This window comes from Stackebrandtia soli (assembly GCF_965137155.1).
Lineage (GTDB): Bacteria > Actinomycetota > Actinomycetes > Mycobacteriales > Micromonosporaceae > Stackebrandtia > Stackebrandtia soli.
The window spans coordinates 43,248-66,371 of record NZ_CBCRZX010000011.1; the positions used below are offsets into that span (position 1 = coordinate 43,248).

Below are 23,124 nucleotides of genomic sequence, written 5' to 3' on the forward strand. Positions count from 1 at the left end.
GGCGCTTTCGGCGACGTCCCCGATCTGCCGACGGAGCTGGTCGCACACGTGGCGCGGGAGGTTTCGATGATCGCAGATCGCAGGGTGCGTTCGTGAAGTCCGACCACACGTCGCAGCGGGCGACAATGGACAATCCATTATCGATGGGCACGCGTGGTCGTGTCGATTGGGATCACGGAACCGGATCAGGGTGGATCATCGGCTGACTTGCAATGCGGCGTCCGACCTACTGCGAATCGTTCGTCAGGTCGGTTCGGTGGCGCCCACGGAGCGCAGCGCGGCGCACAGAACCTGACGGGTGTCGTCGGTCAACGACTGAATGTACTTGCCCTCTTTTAGCGACAGTCGGCGACCGTCGTACAGTTCGAGCTCGCCGGCGACGGGGACGTTTGTGATGATCCTGGCGTCAACGATCTGCTCGTACCAGACCATCCAGTTGCGTCCCACGATCTCGAACACCGGGTTGTTCTCGACCAAACTGGCCAGTCGCTGTTCGCCGTGCTGGAACCCGCCGGGGTCGGCGACGAACACGAGGCCGGTGTCGAGGATGACCAAGTCGTAGTCGACGTCGTTCACTTTGACATTGGACATGGCGTCCAGCACCATCGCGTCCTCCGCCCAGGTTCGTGCCGCTTCCGCGGCGGCTGCCTCAGGCAGCGGACCGGTGTATCGCAGGTTTCGCACCAGGTCCTGGAACATCGTGCCGTCGTCCTTGCCGAGCGACTCGCCCGTCCAGCGATCGGCGATCTCCAGCTGCTCCCCACCGGCGAGGTCGAACGCGACCTTGAACTTGACGCCCGGCTTCACGACCTTCGCGTGGGTGACATCGGCGAAGTTGACGAACCGATGCCGTCGGATCAGGTCTTCTACCGGCACCGACGCCAACAGTCGACGCAGGTCTTTCGGGTTGGAGGCGGAGTGGGTCGCCATCAGCAGCAAACCGGACTGATAGACCACCACGTCATTCCGGACACCGTCTACTGTGACGCCAGTGAATCCGCCGAGCAACGGTCCGACACCCGAATCATGTTCCGACACAAGGGGAAGCTACCACCCATCGGTCGTCGAGCCATGATCAGTATTGTGTTCCGAGATCGATGCACACCCTCGCGGTGGCGGATTCTCGGAGGAAGAACATGGTGAGGTTTTTCAAGCGGCGCAGCCAGGAACCTTCCAAAGTCCTGGTAATCGATCCAACACTTGGTGACCCACACGCCGCCATGTTGATGTCCGATATGGCTCGACGTGACTGGCGATCGGTCCACAATTTCCTGAGCGGCATTCAAGACCCCGACGAACTGCAGCACTACCTCAATCTCTGCGCCAACCAGAACGGTGTGCAGGCCTGGATCGACGACTGGATCGAGGCGGAACCGCGCTCGTTCCTGCCGTTCCTGGTGGGTGGCGCGCACGCGATCAAGTGGGCCTGGCTTGGGCGCGGTACCGCGCTCGCGAAGAACACCCTTCCGGCCCAGTTCAGGATCTTCGAACGGCGACTTCGCAAGGCGCACGAGTTCCTGACCGAGGCGATCTCCCGCAATCCCGACGACCCGACGGCGTGGTCGGAGCTGATCATCTGCGGACGAGGCATGGGGCTTGGAATCGATGAGGCCGTGCTTCGGTTCAATCAGGCGTTGATCCGGCACCGGTGGCACCTGGACGCACACAAGAACCTGCTGAACCAGCTGTTGGCCAAGTGGGGCGGTTCGCATGAACTCTCGTGCCAGTTCGTGGAGGAGGCCACCGTGGACGCCCCGCCGTCCAGCGGTGTGTCGACCGTGGTCGTCACGGCGCATTTGGAGCATTGGGTACGGCTCGAATCCGGTAAGGACACTGAGTACCTGAACAGCGCCTCGACCATCGCCAGCCTGCGCGCTGCCGCCGACCGTTCGGTGCTTCACCCCGACTATCGACGTCGACTCGGCTGGCAGCACGACTTCAACATGTTCGCGATGCCGTTCTACCAGACAGAACAGTGGGACTTGGCAGGGGAGATGTTCGACGAGATCGGCGACCAGATCACCGAATGGCCGTGGTCGTTCTTCTGGAATCCACCCGGAGCGTTCGTCAAGGCTCAAGACGTCGTCAAGGCGAACAGGACGCCCCGAACGGCTTCCTGATCGGCCGGCCACGACCTGAAGCGAACGGCCTCGGCGTGACGGTCACTCCCGCATCTGACCATAGTGGTCGGGTCGCCGAACGCCTCGGCGGCAGATCGATGGCCACCGGCGGGTCGCAGCGCGGTGGGCACGGAGCACCTTGCGTCGAGTCCGGCTTTCGCGTTCGGGTGTGCTGGAATCCAGCTCCTACGATCGGGTCCTGCTCGGCGATCTTGGCGTCGACTTCCCGGTCACCTGCCGTGAAAGGAACCGCGTGTCGATTCGGCCGTTCGACGCCGCCGCCGTCGCGGTGAACGCTTGGCTGCGTCCAGACGAACGGCCGATCTGGATCAGTCCGGGTGCGCGGGTCCACTATGACGTGAGGGGCCGCAGGTCGAACGGCAAGCTGGAGTGGACGTCCCGGTTGTGGCGGATCACGCGGATCGTGTTGTTCCCGATCACCGTGGTTCTGTACTTCCTCGAACTCGAGGATTTCACGAACGACCGCAAAGACGTGATCGCGAAGGGATCCCATGCGCACTGTCAGGCCGCCCAGCTGGCCGATGTCCGAGCAGATCGGTCGTGGTGGGTGCTGACGGAGCACCGGTTCGCGTTCGTGACCGTCGATCAGGACGGTCGACCTCGTACGGTGTGGGAACTGACGGCCGACCAGTACGCCCATCGTGAGCAGCCGCGCAAGTGGGTTCGCTACACGTACGACAGCATCGTGTTCGCCGACGCGTCGAGTCTCGCCTTCGTTCGAGACCGCCGCTTTTGGCCCGAGCCGTTGACCTGATCCGACACACTGACGTTCCTTCTACGAAGAGCCTGCCATTCCCATGCTTCGCATGACTTCTCGTTCGCTGTGACGCTGCGGCCGTCGCGGCATCCGGTCAGGGCCCTGATTCCCTGGACGGCCGCTATTCCGCGACGACGAGGTCGAGGTGGGCGCTCGCGCTTTCGCGTGTCTCCTCGCTGATCCCGGCATCCGTCACGGCGGTGGCGAACATCGATAGTGGACCGAGAACGTAGGTGGAGTGTTGACCCCATTTCTCGTGATCGGCGGCGAGGACGAGGCGATCGGCCCTGGCGGACATGGCCCGGCGGACCTCGACTTCACCGGCGCCGAAATAGGAGACTCCCCATTGCGGTGATGCTCCGGCGCAACCGGCGACGAAGGTGTTCAGGGCCAGGTGAGCGGTCAGGTCGACGACTCCTCCGTTGACGAGTGTCAGTTCCTCGGTCATCTCTCCACCGAGGACGATGACGCGTGACCGCGATCCGCGGAATGCCATCGCGACGTGCAGTGAGTAGGTGACGATGGTGAGGTCGTCGCGTTTGGCGAGCTCGGTCGCGACGGCGTGGCAGGTGGTTCCCATATCGATCCCGACGGTTTCGCCTTCGGTGATCAGGGTGCTCACCGCTCGGGCGATCGTGGTCTTGGCGGAGGCGTTGATCGTTGCCCGGGTCTCGTAGACGACGGGTCGTGGGGGGAGGGCGCCGCCGTGGACGCGGGTCACTCGACCTTGGCCGTCGAGCGCGGCGAGGTCCCGTCGCACGGTCATCTCGGTGACGCCGAAGCGTTTGGCCAGCTGGGCGACGTCGATCCTGTCGTTGGCGCGCAGGTGATCGACGATGGCCTCCTGCCGCTCGTCCCTGGAGTACCGGGCCGGTGGGTCGTTGTCCCGGTCTCGCGATTCTGTCGCCATGCCAATCACCCTAACAAGCAGATTCATGTTCGTTCAAACATTCATAGTATTCAGCTTATCGGTCTCCATCAGGCACTTGTGGTGACATCATTGTTAATATATGTTTGCTCGAACATTGCTCGCGAGTGAGGTTCATCTCGCGCCACCGAGTGGAGAAACTGATGAGCAGTACCACGGCGTCGCCGTCGGCGCCAAGCAAACACATGCGACGGGTGGTGGGTGCCAGTGTTTTCGGCACCGCGCTTGAGACCTACGACCTGTATCTGTACGGCACGGCCGCGGCGCTGGTCTTCGGGCCGCTGTTCTTCCCCGACTCCGACCCGACCGCCGCCACCCTTCTCTCCCTGTCGACGTTCGCGGTGTCGTTCGTCGCCCGCCCGCTCGGAGCCATCGTCTTCGGGCACTTCGGCGACCGCCTCGGGCGCAAGCAAATGCTTTACTTCACCTACCTGATCATGGGAATCAGCACCTTCCTGATCGGCCTGCTCCCCACCTTCGACACGATCGGGGTACTCGCGCCGATCCTGTTGGTCGCGATGCGGTTCTCCCAGGGCTTCGGGTTCGGAGGCGAATACTCCGGCGCGGTGCTGATGCTCACCGAACACGCGCCGCCCGCGAAACGCGGCTTCTACGCGGGCTTGAACAACCTCGGGCCCGTGGCCGGCTTCGTCGCCTCGTCCGGACTGTTCCTCCTGATGAACACGGTTCTGACCGAGCAGGCGTTCATGGCCTGGGGTTGGAGAGTCCCGTTCCTCGTGAGCATCCTCCTCGTCGGTGCCGGGCTCTACGTGCGGACCAAGGTCACCGAGTCCCCGGTGTTCAAGGAGCAGCAGGCCAAAGCCGTCACCACGAAACCGGGTCTGCCCATCGCCGCGGTGCTCCGCCACCACTGGAAGCCACTGCTCATCGCGACCGGGGCGAACATCTCCCAGTTCGCCGTGTTCTATCTCTTCTCGGTCTACACGCTCACCTACGGGGTCGACGAACTCGGACTTACCCGCTCCACCGTGTTGTGGGCCGTCATCATCGCGATCCTCACGAACATCATCGCCATCCCGTACGCGTCGGCGTTGTCCGACCGCATCGGACGACGCAAAGTCCTCCTCACTGGATTCGCCATCACCGTGGTCTGGGCGTTCCCGTTCTTCGCCCTCTTCAACACGAAGAACTTCGGCCTGATCCTCGTCGCGTTCATCGTGTTGATGATCAGCTACTCGTTCGTCTACGGCCCCGTCGCGTCATTCATGAGCGAGCTGTTCCCGACCTCCGTCCGATTCACCGGCTCCGCCGTCGCCTACAACCTCGCCGGAATTCTCGGCGCCGCCTTCGCCCCGATCATCGCGACCCTGCTCATGGCCACTTACCAGAGCTCGTCGGCCATCTCGATCTTCATGATCGGCATAACGCTCATCTCGGCGGTCGCGGTCCTCCTGTCACGGGAAACCCGTGATCTCGACTTGAACCACACCGACGAACCACGAGCCACGAAGGGACGACCCTGACATGACCGACGACGCGCACATCACTCAACGACGTGTTCGCTGCGGAGGCATCCAGCTCAACGTCATGACCGCTGGAAGCGGCGACGAGGAACCCGTTCTCCTCCTGCACGGCTGGCCCGAGACCGCACTGGCGTGGCGAAAGCTCGTTCCCCTGCTGGCGCGACACCGGCTGATCATGCCCGACCTTCGCGGACTCGGCGGATCGGACACCGTCGACGCGTCCTACGACAAACTGAGCGTCGCCGAGGACATGGCCACGCTCATCGCGGACGTGTTCGATCTTCGTGATGTGTTCGTCGTCGGTCACGACTGGGGCGGCGTGGCGGCCTTCTACACCGCTTGGCTCCTAGCGGAAAGAGCCAAGGGACTCGCCGTCCTCGACGTGACCATCCCCAACGATCTCGGAGCGGGACCGGACATATCCCAAGGCGGCCAACGCTGGCACCACGCGTTCCACCGGTCGGGACTCGCCGAAACCCTCATCGTCGGGAAGGAGAAGGAGTACTACACCTGGTTCTACGAGACGCTCGGCGCCACACCGGGAGTCATCGACCCCGAGACGATCACCTCCTATATCGACGCCTATCGAGGTGTCGAACGCACCCGAGCGGGCCTCGGCTACTACCACTCCATACCGGACGACATCGCCAACGCCCGCAAAGTCGGCGCCGGCGGACTCGCCATCCCGGTACTCGCCCTCGGCGGCGATTCCTCATGGGGCAGAGGCGACGAACCCCGCCAATCGCTCAGCTACTTCGCCGAGGACGTCACCGGTGGCCCCATCACCAATTGTGGACACTGGATTCCCGAAGAGCAGCCACACGAACTTGCGCGCCGCCTCACCGAGTTCTTCGCCCATTGTCGAGCCGGGGAGCAGTCGCCATGACGATTCCCGAAGGCGACGACGTACGTGACACACGCGCGATCCTGTGCACGTACTACATCGAGTCGAACCTTGAACCGAGAAGGGCCGCGGAACTACTGTCCGGTGAGCAATCCAGCGGAACGTTCATCGCGGTCCCCGGCGAGACCGACCGCATCCGGACCAGGCACGCCGCACGAGTGGTCAGCGTTCGCCATCTCGGCGAACGCCCCCCGTCGCTGCCGTCGCGATTGTCGGCCGACACGGTCGAATGCGCCGAAGTGGTCATCGAATACCCCATGGAGAACGTCTCCACCGACATCACGACCCTGATGACCACGATCGCCGGGAACCTGTTCGAACTCGCTCCGCTGTTCGCGTGTCGGCTTCGCTCACTGACATTGCCCACCGACTTCATCGCCGCCCACCCCGGCCCGGCATACGGGATCGACGGAACCCGTCGACTCCTCAACCAGCCGACCGGCGCCCTGATCGGCACCATCGTCAAACCCAACGTCGGGCTCAACCACGACGAATTCCGTGACGCGGTCCGCGCCCTCGTCCGCACCGGAATCGACCTCATCAAAGACGACGAGCTCATGACCAGCCCGGCCTATCTGCCGTTGCCGGACCGCATCGCCATCGCGACCGAGGAGATCCGTGCCTCAGAAGAACAGACGGGCCATCGCGTGATGTACGCCTTCAACATCTCAGGCGACCTCGCGGGTCTTCGACAACGCCACGACCTTGTCGTGGAGGCGGGCGGCACCTGCGTCATGATCAACGCCCCCATCATGGGCCTTCCCGCCCTCCAATGGCTCCGGACCTTCGCCGAAGTACCGATCCACGGCCACCGCGTCGGACTCGCCGCCTCCACGCGTCACCCCGCGCTCGGCGTCGACTTCACCGTCTGGCAACAACTCGCCCGACTCGCCGGCGCGGACCACATCCACGCCAGTGGGCTCGGCGGGAAGTTCTATGAGACCGATGCTGAGGTCACCGCGAACATCAACAGCCTCAGGCAATCCCTGGGAGACACCATTCCACCGTTGCCGACCCTGTCGTCGGGCCAGAGCGTCCACACTCCAGGACGCACGTACCAGGCGATACAGTCAGAAGACGTGCTGATGCTCGCCGGCGGAGGCATCGCCGCCCACCCGTCCGGCCCGGAAGCCGGCGTCCGCAGCCTGCGGCAGGCCTGGGAGGCAGCCGTCGCCGACAAAGACGTCGACGAGAGGGCCGCGAGCCTCGCCGACGAAGGCGACGCCGCGCTGGCCGAGGCGCTCGGCCACTTTCCGAAAGGGAACTGATGTGACGGCATTCGGATTCGTCGCCGATGACCTGACCGGCGCCAGCGACGTACTCGCCCAGGCTCACCTCGGCGGCCTGGAAGCGGTCCTCGTGCTTCATCCGCGCCGCGGACTCCCGAACGCCGATGTCGTCGGAGTGGCCGGGCCCGCCCGATCCCTGTCCGGCGCCGCCCTGGACGCGGCGATCCGGGAAGGGATCGCGCCGTTTCGCGAACGAGAAGTCCAAGTCCTGCTGTACAAGGTCTGTTCCACATTCGATTCGTCCCCGACCGTCGGCAGCATCGGCCGGGCGATCGAACTCCTCCACGAGGCATTCCCCGCACACGGACCGATCCCGGTGGCACCCGCCCAACCGGACTTCGGTCGCTACACGGCGTTCAGCCAACACTTCGGCGTGTACGAACAGCACACGTATCGGCTCGACCGACACCCGGTGATGTCAAGGCATCCATCGACCCCCATGACCGAGGCCGACCTGCGCCTCATCCTCTCCGCGCAGCTCGATTCCGGGGACGTTCCCAACTCGATCCACCTGCCGTCCTTCGGCGACGGTTCGTTCCGGTCTCGCTGGCGGGAAAGCCGACAACGGACGGAATCGGCCTTCGTCGTCGACGCGGTCGAGAACGCGCACCTCGACCAGATCGCCGCGGCACTCCTCGAAACCCGCCCGGACGTCGGGCCGACGATTGTGGTCGGTTCGGGCGGCATCATGGCCGCCCTGGCCCGCACGATGAAACGGACCGTCCCCACGCCGTCGGGCGTCGACCGTGCCTCCGGACCAGTCCTGGCGGTCAGCGCGTCCGCTTCGGCGGCCACCGGCAACCAGATCACCGACGCGATCACCCGTGGCTGGATCGACATCCCCATCGACGGCGCTGCGCTGAACGAAGACGACGCATTCGACGAGCTGCTCGACAGGATCACGGGGGAGCTCGCCGACGGACACGACGTCATCGCCCACACCGCACGCGGACCGGAGGACCCCCGCCTGGTGCCGGACGTTGGGCTGTCCGCCGCCCATATCGGTGCCAGGATCGGCCGAATCGCGGCCACCACCGCCGAACGACGCCTGACACGTGACATCGCCATCTGCGGCGGCGACACCTCAAGCCACGCGCTCCTGGCCGCCGACGTCAACGAGCTCAGGGTGATATCGCAATTCGTCACCGCCGGACCCGTCTGTGCCACCGACCCGGACTCCGCTCTGGCCGACTGCCGGGTGCTTCTCAAAGGCGGCCAGGTCGGACCGGTCGACGTACTTCACCGTTTCGCCGGCCGTTGAACCGGTCATAGAGGAGACCACCATGAAAGCGATCGTCAAATCCGCCGCCGGCAAGGGAATCGAAGTCCAGGACATCCCCGTGCCGACTCCCGGGCCCAACGACGTGGTCGTTGACGTCGCGGCCGCGTCGCTGTGCGGTACCGACCGGGAGCTCTACGAGTGGACACCGGCGGCCCAAGCCTTCGGCCTGACCCTTCCCGTCGTACTCGGACACGAAGGAGCCGGCACCGTCACCCAAGTCGGCGCCGACGTCACCGACCTCGCTCCCGGCGACCGGGTCGCGCTCGAAAGTCACCTCGCCTGTGGACGGTGCTACCCCTGCCGCACCGGAAACGCGCACACATGCGACAACACCAAGATCCTCGGAATGCACTTCGACGGCGTCTTCGCCGAAACCGTCGCCGTCCCACGCGAGATCTGCGTACGCCTCCCCGACAGCGTGTCCCTGGAAACCGGTGCCCTGCTCGAATCCGCGGGTGTCGGCGTCCACGCGATCCAACGCACCGGCCACGCCGTCGCTGGCCGCACCGTGCTCGTCAACGGTTGCGGTCCAATCGGACTCGTCATCATCCAACTGTCGATGCTCATGGGGGCGGCCCACGTCGTCGCCGTCGAACCCAACCCCTTCCGCCGCCAACTCGCCGAAGAACTCGGAGCACGAGCCATCCCACCCACGGCCGAACTTCCGCAACTGTGCAGAGAACTGACGGGCGCTCGCGGAGGCTTCGATGTGGCGTTCGAAGTCTCCGGCGTCAACGGCGTCCTGTCCGGCCTCTTCGAGTCACTGCGCAGGGAAGCGACGCTGGTGACGATCGGACACCCCGGCGTTCAGCCGACAGTGGACGTCGCCGCGTACATCAACAAGAAGGGCATCACCTGGCGGGGCATTTTCGGTCGTAGGCTCTGGGACACCTGGGAGGACCTGCTCCTGCTCATCGACTCAGGTCGATTGAACCTGGACTGGCTCGTGACGCATCGCCTGAGTCTCGACTCCGCCGAAGAAGCGATCGGGCTTCTCACCGGCGACGCCAACAAGGTGCTGCTCGTGCCGGGCCTTCGATAGGCACCGTCATTCTCGGGCTCTGGCCCGATGCCATGACGGCGTGCGAAACGGCCAATGGCGACCGGCCACTGAGAACCAACGGTCTGTCGGGCGGCCACGGAGCAACGGGATCATGGCGATGGCGAACATACATCCCGGTATCGAGATCGCCCCAGGGGCCGTGGACAGTCTTCGTTTCCTGCTCTCCCAAGCCTTACGGTCACCGAGGTGGCCGCGCCGCCACCCACCCTGGGAGTGGGAATGGCACACCGTCGTGATCAGAGGGTGACGGATTTCGTCCCTCGGGTCCGGGTGATCAGAGGCCGGCCCCGAGGGTGCTCTCGGACCGACCAGGGCGGACCGGGTCGTCGATCGGCGCTTGCCGGGTCAGTGTGCGGCTGCTTGTGAGAAGGACGACGGCGGCTGCCGCTGCGGCGTAGAGGAACGCGACGGCCCAGGCAACGGTGTCCGTGCCGATCACCTGCGTCGGCATGAGGTTTATCGCGACGTTGTGCGCCGCATGCGCCACCAGCACCACCGGAAGCGCGCCGCCCGTGCCGTTATACAGCCAGGCGTAGATCACGGCAGTGGAGACGAGGCGGACGAAGGTCTGCACGATGTCCGCCATCGACAACTCCGCGAATCCGACCGGAGTGAGGATCGGCCAGAGGTGCCAGAGCGACCAGATGACGCCGATGACGATCGCAGCGACGAGCGCCGCGAACCGGCGCTGCAATTGGGGTTGCGCGAAGCCGCGCCAGCCGAGTTCCTCGCCGAGGCAGCCTGCGATGACCGGTCCGAGGAGCGTGGGCACCATGGCGAGAGACGGTAGGACGAGCCAGTTCGTCGGCGCCGTCCGGCCGAGCGCGACGAACAGAGCGGTGGCCGCCAGTACCAGCAGTAGCGGACCGAGGAGCGCGATCGCGTACCAGCGGGCTCCCGCCTTCCAATGTAGAAGTCGCGCGAGCAGGGCGCGGACGCCGCCGCGAACGAAGCTGACGGCGACGAGCGCGGCGATCGTTGGTGCGTAAGCGATGACGAGGACCGCCGGCGACAAGTCCCGATGGCTACCGCCCTCTACGTTCAACCAGAGCGCGCCGCCGACGGTCAACGCGGCCAGTAGAAACACCCAGGTGAGCATTGCTCGCAGCGCGATTCCCGGCCTGCGGTTCGCAACCTGTTCGTTCATTCAGTCCTCACTTACCACTTGCGTCCGGCGTCGCCGCGCGTTCGACGTTCTGTTGGCTGTCAAAGGGAGAAGGCTGCCGGCTGTCGACGCTCGCCCCTCGCGGACTCCAGTGAGTACTGTCCAATAGCGACCCGTGTTGCGGTCTACGCGGTTCCCGAAGGGCATCAAGTGGGGTCCGATCGACGGGTTGCCAGGAGTCCACGAAGTCGCGGCCGGACGGGAGGAGTTCGACTCCCGGCCTGCGAGTGACGCGGCCAGGACGAGGAACCGACTCCGGTGCGCACAATCCGTCCCATATCGAGACCGTAACCACCTTTTCGCGGGTCGGCGATGGCCCTTTCTCCCTGCCCGCTTGGGGGGTTACCTCCCTTCGGGCACAAGCGAACGCACGATCGACCGTGTGCCCGTCCGCTCCGGATCTGTCCACTTTCATGTGTGGCGGTCGTGAGTATGATCTCGCGGTGAAGATCTGGACGGAGCACCCCGCCAAGAATGACGTCGAAGCGGTCTTGCGCGGCTACTTCAGCCTGCTTCAAGCCGCGAAGATCCCTGAAGCCGAACAGCTCATTGACCACATGCCGGTCCGGCATGTGGTCAAGGCGCTGTGGAATGGCTCAGTCGGAACGAGCGCCGATGCGGACGAGTCGAGCTGCGAGCTTTCTGACGACCAGTGGGAGCAGAATCTGCCCTGGCTCCGCGAACTTGAGTTTGGGAAGTTTGTCTGGGGACTCACTGACAGTCACGTCAGCATCCATATCGCCTATCACGCGAAGATCATCGAGGTGTCATTGGCCTTCTGGATTAAGCCGACCGACGCGGGCTGGGTCATCTCGGGACCGGCCACCCTCTGGTGAAGCCGTTGGGGCGCAAAAGGGTTCAGTCGGGGCCGCGCTGGGCGGGTGTCGGTTTTTCGCCGAGTCCGAGGAAGCAGCCCTCCATCAGGCCATTCTGGAGTTCACCCCTGGCCTCGCAAGCGACGAGACACTGTAGATCGATGCGCGCTACGGCAGGCCACGTTGGCTTGATGACCCGGATGCCTGCCCTATCCAAGGCCGCCCGTCCGGCGCTCTCGTCGGGAGAGTTGGTCGGTGCCCGCAACGAGAACGCGCGCTGCGCTGGCGTCGCGCCGTCAGTCCGTCATCGCCTTCATCGGAGCCCGCAAAGCGGTGGCCGTGCGGGCGAGATCCCGCAGCGCGGACGCGAACGCGCCGTCGACGTGGGGACGGAGCGCGTCGGCGAACGCGGCGAGATCATCGGGGGTCACCGCAGACCCGAAGTGCTCGTCGATTCCGCACCATCCCTTGTCCTCGTTCCAGTCCCGGACCAGCTTCGGCAATGTCTCATATCCACCCGTCGGAGTCTCATCAATGAGTTCGTCGATCGCCCAGTTCAAGCGGATCCGATCCACGTCGACGGTGAAGAGTGATTCGCCGTGCTCGTACCAGAACCGGTACCGGCCCATGCACGAACTGCCGCAGGTGCAGGCGGGATCCGGGAACGCGGCCACCGTCACGACGTCCACCACCCGTTCGACGGCTCGCCCGTTCACGAAGACGGTCCATCGTTCTTCCATCGGGGCACGATAATGCGCCAGGTCGCAGGAACACCACGCCGATTCGCTGAGTCCGGCATGCGCTGCCCCGACCTACTCGGGCAGTTCATCGCCGTGGGGACCTTCGCGCTTTCGTTGTGGCGCAGAGTATTTCGGATGACGGGCGTCGTTTGACGCTAAGCGTGCGACGGTTCCGAGCGACGCGGCGCCGATGGTCTTGTCCCATGTGGATGAGGCAGACGGTTGAGCGAGTATTCGAAAAAGGACAGTGCTTCCAGTTTTCTTGGGTCGCCTGACTCGGCGCAAGCGCCCTGATCCCCGCTGACATCTGATGTGGGAGTGCTGCATCAGATGTCAGCGAAGCATCGGCTTGTTGAGCGGCAATGGCAAGTCATCGCTGCGCTCGACTTCCCATCGTGCTGAGGTGTGTCGCCCAGTCTGGACAAACGTCTGTGTCAGGGTCGGGTGCCCGGCGGCGCATATCAGGGTTGGAGATCGGCGGGTCGGGCTTTCACTCGTCCGCGCGGTCGCTTGCTCGATAGCGGAGGTTGATCTCCTCGGCAGGGTCGCCATTGACGAACTTCAGCGGCACCGGAGGCCCGCCCGGGTTGTCGTACAGCCGCACCCCCTCGCCGAGCAGCACTGGCAGGACGTGCAGGTCGATCTCGTCGAGCAGGCCGCGTTCGAGGAGTTGACGGCCGATTGTGGGGGACAAGACCTCGACGTTCTTGCCGCCTGCGGCACGCCGGGCGATCTGCGCTGCCTCGGCGACGTCGCAGCTGAGGAACGTCACCCCCTCGGCGGGCTCGGCGTCCTCGGGGTGGTGAGTGAGCACGAAGATCGGTCCACTCCAAGCACCGCCGTAGACGGCACCCGGGTCCGGGAACGCATCCCATCCGTCGCGGCCGCCCAAGACCGCCCCGGTCGTCTCGATGTACTCCTCGACCAGCCCCGGCCGGTTGGTCGCCTCGGGCATCCAGTCCATGCTGTGACCGGGGCCGGCGACGAATCCGTCCAGCGACATCGAGAAGTGCCAGATCACCTTGCCGGCGGCCGTTTGGGGAGTGGTGTCGTGCATGAGGTCGCTCCTTCGCTACGAGGTGAGTCCATCAACTCACCTCATGGAGACTAAGGGTAAGCAAGCTGTGAGTCAAGCGTCTCACCTCTATGGCAGACTGGAATCATGTCTCGCGAGCTCCCCGAGTACCACCAGCGAGTGGCCGATCAGAATCGCACGACGATCCTCGCCGCGGCCACGGCCTTGTTCCTTGAAGGCGGTTACGACAGGACGTCGCTCGCACGTGTCGCCACGAACGCGGGAGTGTCCAAGGCGACGCTGTTCAAGCAGTTCCCGACGAAGGCCTCACTGTTCGAGGCGAGCGTTCTCGCCGTGGGCCAGGTGCCGGGTAGGGCCGTAACCGTTCCTCCTCCCGGCAACCTCCACGCCGGACTCTTGGCCTTGGGCCGGGAGTACGCCGAGTTGCTGACCCATCCTTCGACGGCCGATCTGATCCGACTCGTGATCGCCGAGGCCCCCCGCTTCCCCGAGCTGCGCGAGCGAACCTTCGACTTCGGGACGCTCCCCGCCCTCGATGCCCTCGGTCGCTACCTCCGGGCCGAGCATGCCGCAGGATCTGTGAAGGTGGATTCCTTCGAGATCGCCACCGCGCAGTTTCTCGGAATGATCGCCACCGCGATCTTCTGGCCCCGGCTGGTCCACGCCAACTGGTCGATCGATGAAGAGGAAGCGCGCCGAGCGGTCGAAGAGGCGGTGCGGACGATCGTCGCACGCTATGGCGCCCAGTGAACAGGCTCGGAGGGTCGGTGTCTTCGAACCGGTCCCGCTGCGCGGGTTGTACCAGGAGCTTTCGTACAGTCCACACTGTAGATGATCTCATCCACTATGGATCTGACCATCCGGCAGTGGCCCCAACATCATCGGACTCGGTGGTCGACGCACCGACGGTCCTGTCCAGACCTGCCGAACTCCTGCCCCTCTCGCGAAGCGTCGATGACATAGGCGAAAGCGCGTGTGCGGAACATGCGAGCTGCCGGAACACCGTCGCGTCTCGTTGCGTTCAGCGAGAGTCGGGTCAGGGGCACGAGAGGGTTCTCGTGCCCCGTGTTCGTCAGCAGGTGTAGAGGACGGTGCCGCCGGTCTGGATCGCGGCGACGGTGGTCACTCCATTGAGGTTAGGGACTTGAAGATTGCGCCATCCGGTGTTGCTGGCGGCTTCGTAGACGCGGCCGTCGCGGACGCTGTAGATGATCTTCGTACCGTCCGCACGGACGATGGTATTCAGAGTGCTCGCATAGAGGGGCTGGCCGTCATATCCCACCAGCATCGGTTGCCAGTTGTGGTTTCCCGCTTCGTACACGGCGCCGCCGCGCACCGTGTAGACGATGATTCCGTCGCCCTGGGCGACTGCTGATACGGCCGAGACCTGGTCGTGGTTGGGGACGGCGAGGTTGCGCCATCCGGCGTTGCTCGCGGCCTCATGGAGCCGACCATCTCGGACGCTGTAGATGATATTCGTACCGTCGGCACGAACCACGGCGCTGATAGTCGTGGCGTAGAGCGGTTGGCCGTTGTGGCCGACGAGCATCGGTTGCCAGTTGTGGTTTCCCGCTTCGTACACGGCGCCGCCGCGGACGGTGTAGACGACGATTCCGTCGCCCTGGGCGACTGCTGATACGGCGGAGACCTGGTCGTGGTTGGGGACCTGGAGGTTGCGCCATCCGGTGTTGCTGGCCGCCTCGTAGAGTCGCCCGTCGCGGACGCTGTAGATGATCTTCGTTCCGTCGGCGCGGACGACGGCGCTGATGGTACTGGCGTAGAGCGCTTGACCATTGTGGCCGACCAGCATCGGTTGCCAGTTGTGGTTTCCGGTTTCGTACACGGGCGCGACCACCGGCACGCCCGGTATGTCGGATTCCAGGAAGGCCAGCGGGTTGATGCGCGCCCCGTTCGGGTCGATCATGTGCCAGTGGAGGTGGGGCCCGGTGGACGAGCCGGACCCGGGTGCTCCCGCGGCGCCGCCGGACAGACCTACGACGTCGCCCATCCCGACGCGGGTGCCGTCGCCGAGGAGGAACTGTGACAGGTGCATGTACTGGGTGCGGTACCCGTTGTCGTGGCGGATGGTGACGGTGTGGCCGCCGGTCCCGTTATAGGGGGTGTTGGTGACGACACCGCCACCCGCGGCGGGCAGCCGCGTCCCGACGGGCATCGCGTAGTCGATGCCGCCGAGCGACCCACGAGCGATGTGTTCGGCCCAACCATCACTTATGGGGTACCCGGTGAACGGGTTGTAGAACCCGGTCGCGGCATGCGCTGTGGACGCCGTGCCGATACCGACACCGGCGCCGAGGACACCGATCGTCGCGGTGGCACGTAGAAGGCTTCGTCTGCTGATTTCCTGAACCATTGACAAACTCCAAGGGGTGTAGGGGGATGAGAATTAGTCGATTGAGGACTGCTCGGCGGGTCGGTCGACGCCACTGCCTGGACCAGTCCACTGACTGATTCGGGGCAAGCGATGCCAACCAGCGGCTTGACGGCGGCTTCCGGATCGGAGCCGAAGCCGTCCGCGTTAACTGTGTCGACAGTGTCTTGGTTGGTGTCACTTTCCAAGCGACTCTCGGCGGGCACGGAATGCATCCCGCGCCTCGCGCTGGTCAGCGGGTGTAGAGGACGGTGCCGCCGGTCTGGATCGCGGCGACGGTGGTCACTCCATTGAGGTTGGGGACTTGGAGGTTGACCCATCCGGTGTTGCTGGCGGCTTCGTAGACGCGGCCGTCTCGGACTGTGTAGATGATCTTGGTTCCGTCGGCACGAACCACGGCGCTGATGGTACTGGCGTAGAGCGGTTGGCCGTTGTGGCCGACGAGCATCGGTTGCCAGTTGTGGTTTCCCGCTTCGTACACGGCGCCGCCGCGGACGGTGTAGACGACGATTCCGTCGCCGTGCGCGACTGCTGATACGGCGGAGACCTGGTCGTGGTTGGGGACCTGGAGGTTGCGCCATCCGGTGTTGCTGGCCGCCTCATGGAGTCGCCCGTCGCGGACGCTGTAGATGATCTTCGTTCCGTCGGCGCGGACGACGGCGCTGATGGTACTGGCGTAGAGCGGTTGGCCGTTGTGGCCGACGAGCATCGGTTGCCAGGTACCGCTACCGGCTTCGTACACGGCTCCGCCGCGGACGGTGTAGACGACGATTCCGTCGCCGTGCGCGACTGCTGACACGGCGGAGACCTGGTCGTGGTTGGGAACCTGGAGGTTGCGCCATCCGGTGTTGCTGGCCGCCTCGTAGAGCCGCCCGTCGCGGACACTGTAGATGATCTTCGTACCGTCGGCACGAACCACCGCACTCATTGTGCCGGCGTAGAGCGGTTGACCGTCAAAGCCCACCAGCATCGGCTGCCAACCGTTGCCACTCGCCGTCTCGTACACCGGGGTCGACGGAGGGAGCGTGCCACCGCCGGCTTCGGCGATCATTTCGCGGGCTTTGGCTTCGGCGGCGTCGTAGCGGTCGGGGAAGGCGGAGATTTGGACGCTTTGCGCGAGTTGGCCGGGTGTGTAGTGGGGGTTGTTCCGGTCGTTGGGGATCGCTCGGTCGAGGAACTTGTTGGTGGCGTGGGCGACATCGAGGCAGAGGGATGCGGGGTCGCACCAGCCTTGGCTGGGACGTTGTTGGAACACGCCGAGGGAGTCGCGGTCACCGCAGTTGAGGTTCTGCATGTGTGACTCGACCCAGCCGGTTTCGAACATTGCCAGCATGACCTTGTCGTTGATGCCGCGGCTTTCTCCGATGGCGTAGAGCTGGCGGGTGACGGCGGGGTCGTGGTTGGGTGGGACCGCACATTGGATGTCGAAGAACTCCGCGTTGGCGGAGTGACTCGACGCGGAGTTCGACGGGGTGGGGTCGGCCATCGCCGCAGGTACGCCGAGACCAAGGCCGACGACGGCCGCCGACGCGACTACGAGCACGCGTAGTCGGTTTCTGCCGCTAACGAATGACATGGTGAATTTCCTCCAGGAGATGGTGGAATGCCGGAAACCACGACTCATGGGCCTGAGCCGATTGATTGCCTGTCGTGTATGTGTACTCGCCACACGTAAACGACTGCCGTTCGGCAAACTACCAGATCATTTCAAAGATCGGAATACGTGAATGGCAACATCGCGGGATCCGGCAGGTTCCCGGTTGACGTTCCACGGCTGGAATAGTTGCGACGGGCAACCAGGCTCCTGCGACCTTGTGATTAGCGAGGTCTACCGCGCCATGCGCACGGTCTCGAAGTCATTCGCGGATGAACGTCGATCATTACTCGACAGAGAGCGTTTTCCAATTTCGGGAGACGTGACATCGGATTTCGCGGACGAGTTCCGTTCGATGGCGGCGAGTGGCGATGGTTCTCCAGCGGGCAGTTCCTCAATCATCTGCCCGGGTTATGGATTGTCGGCGGGGCTTTACGTGGACTTAACATCGATATATCTATAGTGCTTCACCGCTATGTGATCGAACGCGACGATCGGATTTCCCCGAAGTAGAGGAGGCTCCATGAATGACAGTGCCCCCTTTCCCGCCGGTTCCGGCGTTAGCGTTGACAGATGGATCACCGAGCCGAGGTAGCCGACTTTCTGCGCACCCTCAGGGCTGTCCGGCAGTCCAGCGAATACCCAGCGTCTGATCGCTGACGGCCCGAAACAGGGCCCCACCAGACGCGAGGCCTCATCGGTCGAAGGGTGTACTGCCAGTTACTCCCTCGACGTCGGTAGAGCACCTAACGTGGAACGCATGACCATGAACCTGACGTTGAACAACGGCGTCGTGATGCCCGCGTTGGGCTTCGGCGTCTTCCAGACCCCTCCGGCGACAACTGCCGCCTGCGTGGCGGAGGCACTGCGAGTCGGGTATCGGCTCATCGACACCGCCGCCTCCGACTTCAACGAGCGTGAGGTGGGCGAGGGCATTCGCCGCTCCGGAATCGACCGTTCCGAGGTGTTCGTGGAGACGAAGATCTGGATCAGCGACTACGGCTACGACCAGACCCTGCACTCCTTCGACAAGAGCGCGGGCAAGCTCGGCGTCGACCAGATCGACCTGCTCCTGCTGCATCAGCCGCTGCCCAGCGACTTCGACAAGACCGTCGACGCGTACAAGGCTCTGGAGACCCTGCTGGGCGACGGTCGGGTGCGCGCGATCGGTGTCAGCAACGTCATGCCCGATGTGTTGGAACGCCTCCTGGAACAGACCGGCGTGGTGCCGGCGGTGAATCAGATAGAGGTGCACCCGTACTTCACCCAGTCCGATGCCCGGCGAGCCAATGCCGAGCACGGCATCCTGACCCAGGCGTGGTCACCGATGGGCGGAATCACGGCCTACCGTGGCGAAAGCAGTGCCTCCACATTCAACGACCCCGTGATCGGGAGGATCGCCGAAGCGCACGGAAAGACCCCCGCGCAGGTCATGTTGCGTTGGCATCTTCAGGAAGGCCGCTCCGCGATCCCGAAGTCGGTCAAGCCGGAACGGATCGCCTCCAACTTCGACGTGTTCGACTTCGAGCTGTCAGACGACCAGCTGGCCAGGATCGACGCCCTCGACACCGGGGTGCGCGGCGGCCCCGATCCGGCGTCAGTCACCTTGAAAGCCTTCCACCGCGACATCCCCGAGTCGTGAACCCGGGACAGGCGCGTATGCCGACGACTCTGGTCGCGCCGTCCGACAACGCGTCGGCGTCTGGGGCCGTGTACCAGTTCTCGGCCATCGGCACCGCTTGGCAGATCGACACGGAGCAGCCACTGTCTCGTTCGGTCAGGGAGCGGGTCCTGTCGCTCGCCGAGGACTTCGATCGAGTCTGGTCCCGGTTCTGCGCCGATTCGCTGGTCACCCGGATCGCACAAGCGACGGACGGGGGACGATTCGCGTTTCCCGCTCGGGACACCGCCTTGCTCGACCTCTATGACCGACTCGTCGCCACCACCGGCGGCGCCGTCGACCCGCTGGTCGGACGTGACCTGGAACTGTTCGGCGACGACGCTCACTACACTCTCACCCCCAACGAAACCGGCCTCGCCGAGCGCCACCAAGACGTCGCGGTGTTCTTCCTCAGCGGCTGGCTCGTCGACCGGTCCCGTCTGCTCACCGCAGTCAAACGGTTCCTCGAACGCGGCATCCTCCGCCACCAGCTCTCCGTATGGGTCCACCGCCTCAACCTGGTCATCGTCGGGATGATGTCCTCACGTGCTCTCGGCGACGACGTGAGCGACAGGGCAACAGTCTAATTTGGATTGTCTATGTCAGATTGTGTTCAGTTCGAGGTGCGAGCCTGTCGAGTCGAAGGACGGCAGCGTGCGGTTGGTGCACGCCGGAAGGAGTTCCCGACTCGGAGCCATCGGAACGTGACTCTGCGTTGTCTGGGTCGTTGGTTTTGGTATGAGCAGGAAATCCGCCGGCATCGGATTCTCTAAGCGTCTCCTCGTTGCGGGGGCCGCCCATGGTGCTTAACGCGTCGACTCGGAGCGTGATCCTCAGCATCGCCAGCGATCTGGGCGACTCTCGTGACAGAGATCAGATGACGCCGCTGGTGGTCGAGGCTCTCGCCGTCGTCAACAGCCTCACTGAGAGTGGCGAGCTCACCCGCGATGACGGGCTCCGCATCGTCATGGCGCTGTGCGGATACGACGATGACCCGAGCCTCGTCAAGGACATCCTCAACTCGATCTGAACAACACCCTCCGTGCCCGCATCGTCGAAGAACACGGCGGACATCGGCTTCCTACGCAGCTCGTTCGGCGGCGCTGGTCCCTGGGGGCAACGCGTTGTTCGCATGTTGTGTGTGACGTCCTGACTCGGTGCCGGTGAGATCGTGGCGCCAGTCTTCACAAGGTTTCGCCCTCCTGAGTTAGCTGCGGTCGTCACTCAAATGAGTGAGAGCGCCATCGCTGTGGAGGTTGCCGCAGAATGGCTGCGAACATTGGACGGAAATCGTTGAGTATCCTTTATGGCTCACTTGTCGGATCTTCGGGATCGGGCCAGTGAGGGTCACATAGGCACTGGTCGTCGGGGGTCCATGCGGTGATCGGAATGGTGCGAGCCCGAACCCGGTAGGACCGCGCTAGCGACGATCGAATCGTCATCGACGGCCCTGTTTCGCAGTTATGCGACTGATGGCATGTCCGCATTTGACCGATCATTAAGTTGTGTCTACGGGAAGTGCGCGGATAGTATCGCCGAACTTCACGCGACGCTTTTACGACAGGTGAAACAGTCGCCAACACAGAGGAGTGCCTGGGATGACATCCGATATAAATGCCACGTCCTCATCGACACCGGATCCCACGTCGACCGAGGCGGAGGAAACCTCCACATCGGCGGTGAGTGAAGAGCTCGACCTGCCGTCCGAAGAGTCCGAGCCCGCCCACCCGCTCGCGGTCAAGCTACGGGCCGCCGGTGATTCGGCGGTGCGCTTGGCCTCCGAGGCGAAGACAACGGCAGTCAGGAGTGCCCACGTCGCGCGGATCAGGGTGACCGAAGTGTCCGCGGTTGGAGTTCGAGCAGTGAAACGGGTTCCGCGAACAGCCTGGGTGGCCACCGGAATCAGCGCCGCTGCGGTGGGACTTGGCCTGTTGGCGAAGAGACGGCGCAATCGTCGGCGTCGCTGACTGCCTCGCGGGAGTGGACGGAGGATCCACCTGACTCTCGCTGACGTCGTCCGTATCATGGCCGGAATGTGCTGGGTCGTAACAGTTTCAGGCACCCGGCCGGCTAAAACTTATGCGGACTGTTCTTTTAGGTCGCCTTGGGGAAGGGCACCTGGGGGAGTACTTCTTTGCGTCTTGTGACGGGTGCGGCCCGGCCCCGCAGACGGCGGTGACCGGGCCGAAGTGCGATTGGGATCAGCACATGACGAGACGGTGGTTCGGCCAATCCAGCAGGGAGGTCTTGACCCAGCCCTTGACTCCGGTGTTGACGTTGCGCAGGTAGGTCCAGTCCTCGCCGTTGTAGGTCGAGGTGCAGTGAATATCGACGGTGTGGCTCGTGTAGCCGACACCGAGACTGACGCAGTTGGTGCTGCGGCCGCTGCGGATGTTCACGGTCGTGGTGAACGCCTTGTTATAGGCGGTGGCGTCCTTGTCCGCGCCGGTGGCGGTGCAGCCGAGTGCACCCACCTCGCCGGCGGTGGCGACGGAGCCGGTCATCGCCAGTCCCGAAATCGCCATCACGGCGATCGTGGCGGCGGTTGCCGACATACGCGTGAATCGCTTCAACGTCGTTCTCCTCTTCGTCTGGAATGGACAGTCTGTGGAGTACTGAGCGGACCCTGGAGATGCCAACGGAGGTCTGCGTAGCGTCCCTCCGTTCGGCGGGTCCTCACAAGAATCGCGCCACCAGAGCACTGCGGGCCTCACCACTGTGGGGGATGACGTCACCCGGCCGAGCTAGAACACGCACGAGAACCGACGGCTATGGGCACTCGTTCGGGTGAGGTTGGCGGTTTCCGCGTCAGGAAGGTCGTCTTCGGGACTCTCTGTATTAGGAGCCGCGAAGCGGAAGCACACTATGAAGGAGATCCCATGCGTCCCGTCACCTCTTTGATCGACGTACGGAAGGCCCGATCTCGGGTCATCGCCAACGGCGAACGGGACGTGACTCGCTTGCTGCGCCCGGCCGCGGTCGACGGGACTGGGCGAGCGACCGCTCCGACCCAAACGGACACACTCGATTGTCTAGTGTGGTGCTCTACGGGTGGGGGCATCGTTCAGTCGAGATGTGGTCACCCCGAAGGGCCCCGTCGCTGTGCCACCGCGCAAGCCCTACCTCGAGCAGCGTGACGCATCGGATCAGTGTGGATGGCGCATCGATCGTGGAGGATGTTCCTCGGCGATCACGTTGCCGTTGGGGTGCACCTGTTCGCCGACGGGGCGGCCGTCGTCCGGGTCGCGCCGTCTCAATTGAGCATCATGGACGGTTGACGGTTCGACGTCGCCGCCGACCCATCGAGGCGCCGCTCAACCGGAGGGGAACCGGAAACCCACCTGACGCAACAGCGCACGCAGATAGTCGGCGACCTCGACCGCTGACACCGGAACGGTCGACAGCAGCAATCGTTGGATCACCGCGCTGGTCATCATGTCGACCAAGACCGGGATGTCGGCCTCCGCAGGCAGCGCGCCGACCTCGCGCGCCTGGGTCAGGATCTCCTCGGCGCGATCCCGGCGCGGCCGTACCAGGTGCTCGAGATAGGCAGACAACAGTTCGGGATGGTCGGGCCCGGCCCCCAGTACCCGCGCGCTCAAGGTCTGGAATCGCCGATCGGCCAGTTGCTCGCTCCAGGTCGGCAGCAGCGCGGCCACCGCTGAGGGCAGGTCGGCGGGATCGGTGTCGGGGAGCCGAGGCGGTTCCTCCCGTAGCGACTCCACCGCCTGGACCAGAAGGTCTATTTTGGAACTCCAACGCCGGTACACGGTCACCTTGGCGACCCCAGCGCGTTTGGCGATCTGTTCCATACCCGCGCCCTCGACGCCGCGTTCGATGAGCAGTTCCACCGCCGCCGACAGGATCGCCGCGTCGG

At 64.3% G+C, this 23,124-nt stretch carries 21 protein-coding genes; 12 read left to right on the top strand and 9 right to left on the bottom strand.

The features are described 5' to 3' along the window. Nucleotides 1–243: 243 nt before the first annotated feature. Nucleotides 244–1,038: a hypothetical protein gene (locus ACM9NP_RS09230; RefSeq protein WP_415646216.1), complete on the bottom strand. Its 795-nt coding sequence runs from the start codon at nt 1,036–1,038 to the stop codon at nt 244–246. Nucleotides 1,039–1,235: 197 nt separating this feature from the next. Here ACM9NP_RS09230 and ACM9NP_RS09235 point away from each other — a divergent pair, with 197 nt between their 5' ends. Continuing rightward, nucleotides 1,236–2,120, top strand: a complete 885-nt coding sequence (locus ACM9NP_RS09235; protein WP_415646217.1) for a hypothetical protein — start codon at nt 1,236–1,238, stop codon at nt 2,118–2,120. 169 nt (nt 2,121–2,289) lie between these two features. After that, nucleotides 2,290–2,895 (top strand): hypothetical protein, encoded by a 606-nt coding sequence (locus ACM9NP_RS09240; RefSeq protein ID WP_415646218.1) that lies wholly within the window; start codon nt 2,290–2,292, stop codon nt 2,893–2,895. 124 nt (nt 2,896–3,019) lie between these two features. Here the strand turns inward: ACM9NP_RS09240 and ACM9NP_RS09245 are convergent, their stop codons facing one another. Then, the gene (locus ACM9NP_RS09245) at nt 3,020–3,808 is read right to left on the bottom strand and encodes a DeoR/GlpR family DNA-binding transcription regulator (protein WP_415646219.1); all 789 of its coding nucleotides are present in this window, start codon (nt 3,806–3,808) and stop codon (nt 3,020–3,022) included. Between the two features lie 161 nt (nt 3,809–3,969). Here ACM9NP_RS09245 and ACM9NP_RS09250 point away from each other — a divergent pair, with 161 nt between their 5' ends. From ACM9NP_RS09250 to ACM9NP_RS09270, 5 genes are read left to right on the top strand one after another with little or no spacing between them, the layout of a single operon-like run. Further along, complete coding sequence (locus ACM9NP_RS09250) at nt 3,970–5,310, top strand: MFS transporter (protein WP_415646220.1); 1,341 nt, start codon at nt 3,970–3,972, stop codon at nt 5,308–5,310. A gap of 1 nt (nt 5,311) precedes the next feature. Beyond that, entirely contained in the window at nt 5,312–6,196 is an 885-nt protein-coding gene (locus ACM9NP_RS09255; protein ID WP_415646221.1) for an alpha/beta fold hydrolase, read from the top strand. After that, nucleotides 6,193–7,482 carry a RuBisCO large subunit C-terminal-like domain-containing protein gene (locus ACM9NP_RS09260; RefSeq protein WP_415646222.1) on the top strand — a complete coding sequence of 430 codons (1,290 nt, stop codon included), beginning with the start codon at nt 6,193–6,195 and terminating at the stop codon, nt 7,480–7,482. Before ACM9NP_RS09255 ends, ACM9NP_RS09260 begins: the two co-directional genes overlap by 4 nt. A gap of 1 nt (nt 7,483) precedes the next feature. Continuing rightward, on the top strand, nt 7,484–8,764 hold the full coding sequence (locus ACM9NP_RS09265; protein ID WP_415646223.1) for a four-carbon acid sugar kinase family protein: 1,281 nt from the start codon (nt 7,484–7,486) through the stop codon (nt 8,762–8,764). Between the two features lie 22 nt (nt 8,765–8,786). Then, nucleotides 8,787–9,827: a zinc-dependent alcohol dehydrogenase gene (locus ACM9NP_RS09270; protein ID WP_415646224.1), complete on the top strand. Its 1,041-nt coding sequence runs from the start codon at nt 8,787–8,789 to the stop codon at nt 9,825–9,827. Between the two features lie 295 nt (nt 9,828–10,122). Here the strand turns inward: ACM9NP_RS09270 and ACM9NP_RS09275 are convergent, their stop codons facing one another. Beyond that, a complete protein-coding gene (locus ACM9NP_RS09275) occupies nt 10,123–10,995 on the bottom strand; it encodes a CPBP family glutamic-type intramembrane protease (protein ID WP_415646225.1) in 873 nt (290 codons plus the stop codon). Nucleotides 10,996–11,456: 461 nt separating this feature from the next. Here ACM9NP_RS09275 and ACM9NP_RS09280 point away from each other — a divergent pair, with 461 nt between their 5' ends. Continuing rightward, nucleotides 11,457–11,849: a hypothetical protein gene (locus ACM9NP_RS09280; protein ID WP_415646226.1), complete on the top strand. Its 393-nt coding sequence runs from the start codon at nt 11,457–11,459 to the stop codon at nt 11,847–11,849. Between the two features lie 275 nt (nt 11,850–12,124). Here the strand turns inward: ACM9NP_RS09280 and ACM9NP_RS09285 are convergent, their stop codons facing one another. Together ACM9NP_RS09285 and ACM9NP_RS09290 are read right to left on the bottom strand one after the other, a co-directional pair. After that, entirely contained in the window at nt 12,125–12,568 is a 444-nt protein-coding gene (locus ACM9NP_RS09285) for a hypothetical protein (RefSeq protein ID WP_415646227.1), read from the bottom strand. Nucleotides 12,569–13,058: 490 nt separating this feature from the next. Next, entirely contained in the window at nt 13,059–13,625 is a 567-nt protein-coding gene (locus tag ACM9NP_RS09290; RefSeq protein ID WP_415646228.1) for a dihydrofolate reductase family protein, read from the bottom strand. A 105-nt stretch (nt 13,626–13,730) separates the two neighbouring features. Here ACM9NP_RS09290 and ACM9NP_RS09295 point away from each other — a divergent pair, with 105 nt between their 5' ends. Next, nucleotides 13,731–14,354 carry a TetR/AcrR family transcriptional regulator gene (locus ACM9NP_RS09295; RefSeq protein ID WP_415646229.1) on the top strand — a complete coding sequence of 208 codons (624 nt, stop codon included), beginning with the start codon at nt 13,731–13,733 and terminating at the stop codon, nt 14,352–14,354. A gap of 322 nt (nt 14,355–14,676) precedes the next feature. On the opposite strand, the gene ACM9NP_RS09300 is transcribed toward ACM9NP_RS09295, so the two are convergent. Then, the gene (locus ACM9NP_RS09300) at nt 14,677–15,975 is read right to left on the bottom strand and encodes a M23 family metallopeptidase (RefSeq protein ID WP_415646230.1); all 1,299 of its coding nucleotides are present in this window, start codon (nt 15,973–15,975) and stop codon (nt 14,677–14,679) included. Between the two features lie 250 nt (nt 15,976–16,225). Then, nucleotides 16,226–17,569, bottom strand: coding sequence for a PLL family lectin (locus ACM9NP_RS09305; RefSeq protein WP_415646231.1), 1,344 nt, complete (start codon nt 17,567–17,569; stop codon nt 16,226–16,228). Nucleotides 17,570–18,347: 778 nt separating this feature from the next. On the opposite strand from ACM9NP_RS09305, the gene ACM9NP_RS09310 reads away from it, so the two are divergent. The 3 genes from ACM9NP_RS09310 (at nt 18,348) to ACM9NP_RS09320 (ending at nt 20,277) form a co-directional block, all read left to right on the top strand. Then, complete coding sequence (locus ACM9NP_RS09310; protein ID WP_415646232.1) at nt 18,348–19,229, top strand: aldo/keto reductase; 882 nt, start codon at nt 18,348–18,350, stop codon at nt 19,227–19,229. Between the two features lie 17 nt (nt 19,230–19,246). After that, nucleotides 19,247–19,834 carry an FAD:protein FMN transferase gene (locus ACM9NP_RS09315; RefSeq protein ID WP_415646233.1) on the top strand — a complete coding sequence of 196 codons (588 nt, stop codon included), beginning with the start codon at nt 19,247–19,249 and terminating at the stop codon, nt 19,832–19,834. Nucleotides 19,835–20,073: 239 nt separating this feature from the next. Continuing rightward, nucleotides 20,074–20,277: a hypothetical protein gene (locus ACM9NP_RS09320; protein ID WP_415646234.1), complete on the top strand. Its 204-nt coding sequence runs from the start codon at nt 20,074–20,076 to the stop codon at nt 20,275–20,277. Between the two features lie 1,171 nt (nt 20,278–21,448). Here the strand turns inward: ACM9NP_RS09320 and ACM9NP_RS09325 are convergent. Next, the gene (locus ACM9NP_RS09325; protein WP_415646235.1) at nt 21,449–21,772 is read right to left on the bottom strand and encodes an SH3 domain-containing protein; all 324 of its coding nucleotides are present in this window, start codon (nt 21,770–21,772) and stop codon (nt 21,449–21,451) included. Nucleotides 21,773–22,561: 789 nt separating this feature from the next. Beyond that, a partial coding sequence (locus tag ACM9NP_RS09330) for a TetR/AcrR family transcriptional regulator (protein WP_415646236.1) occupies nt 22,562–23,124 on the bottom strand: 563 nt, incomplete at its 5' end.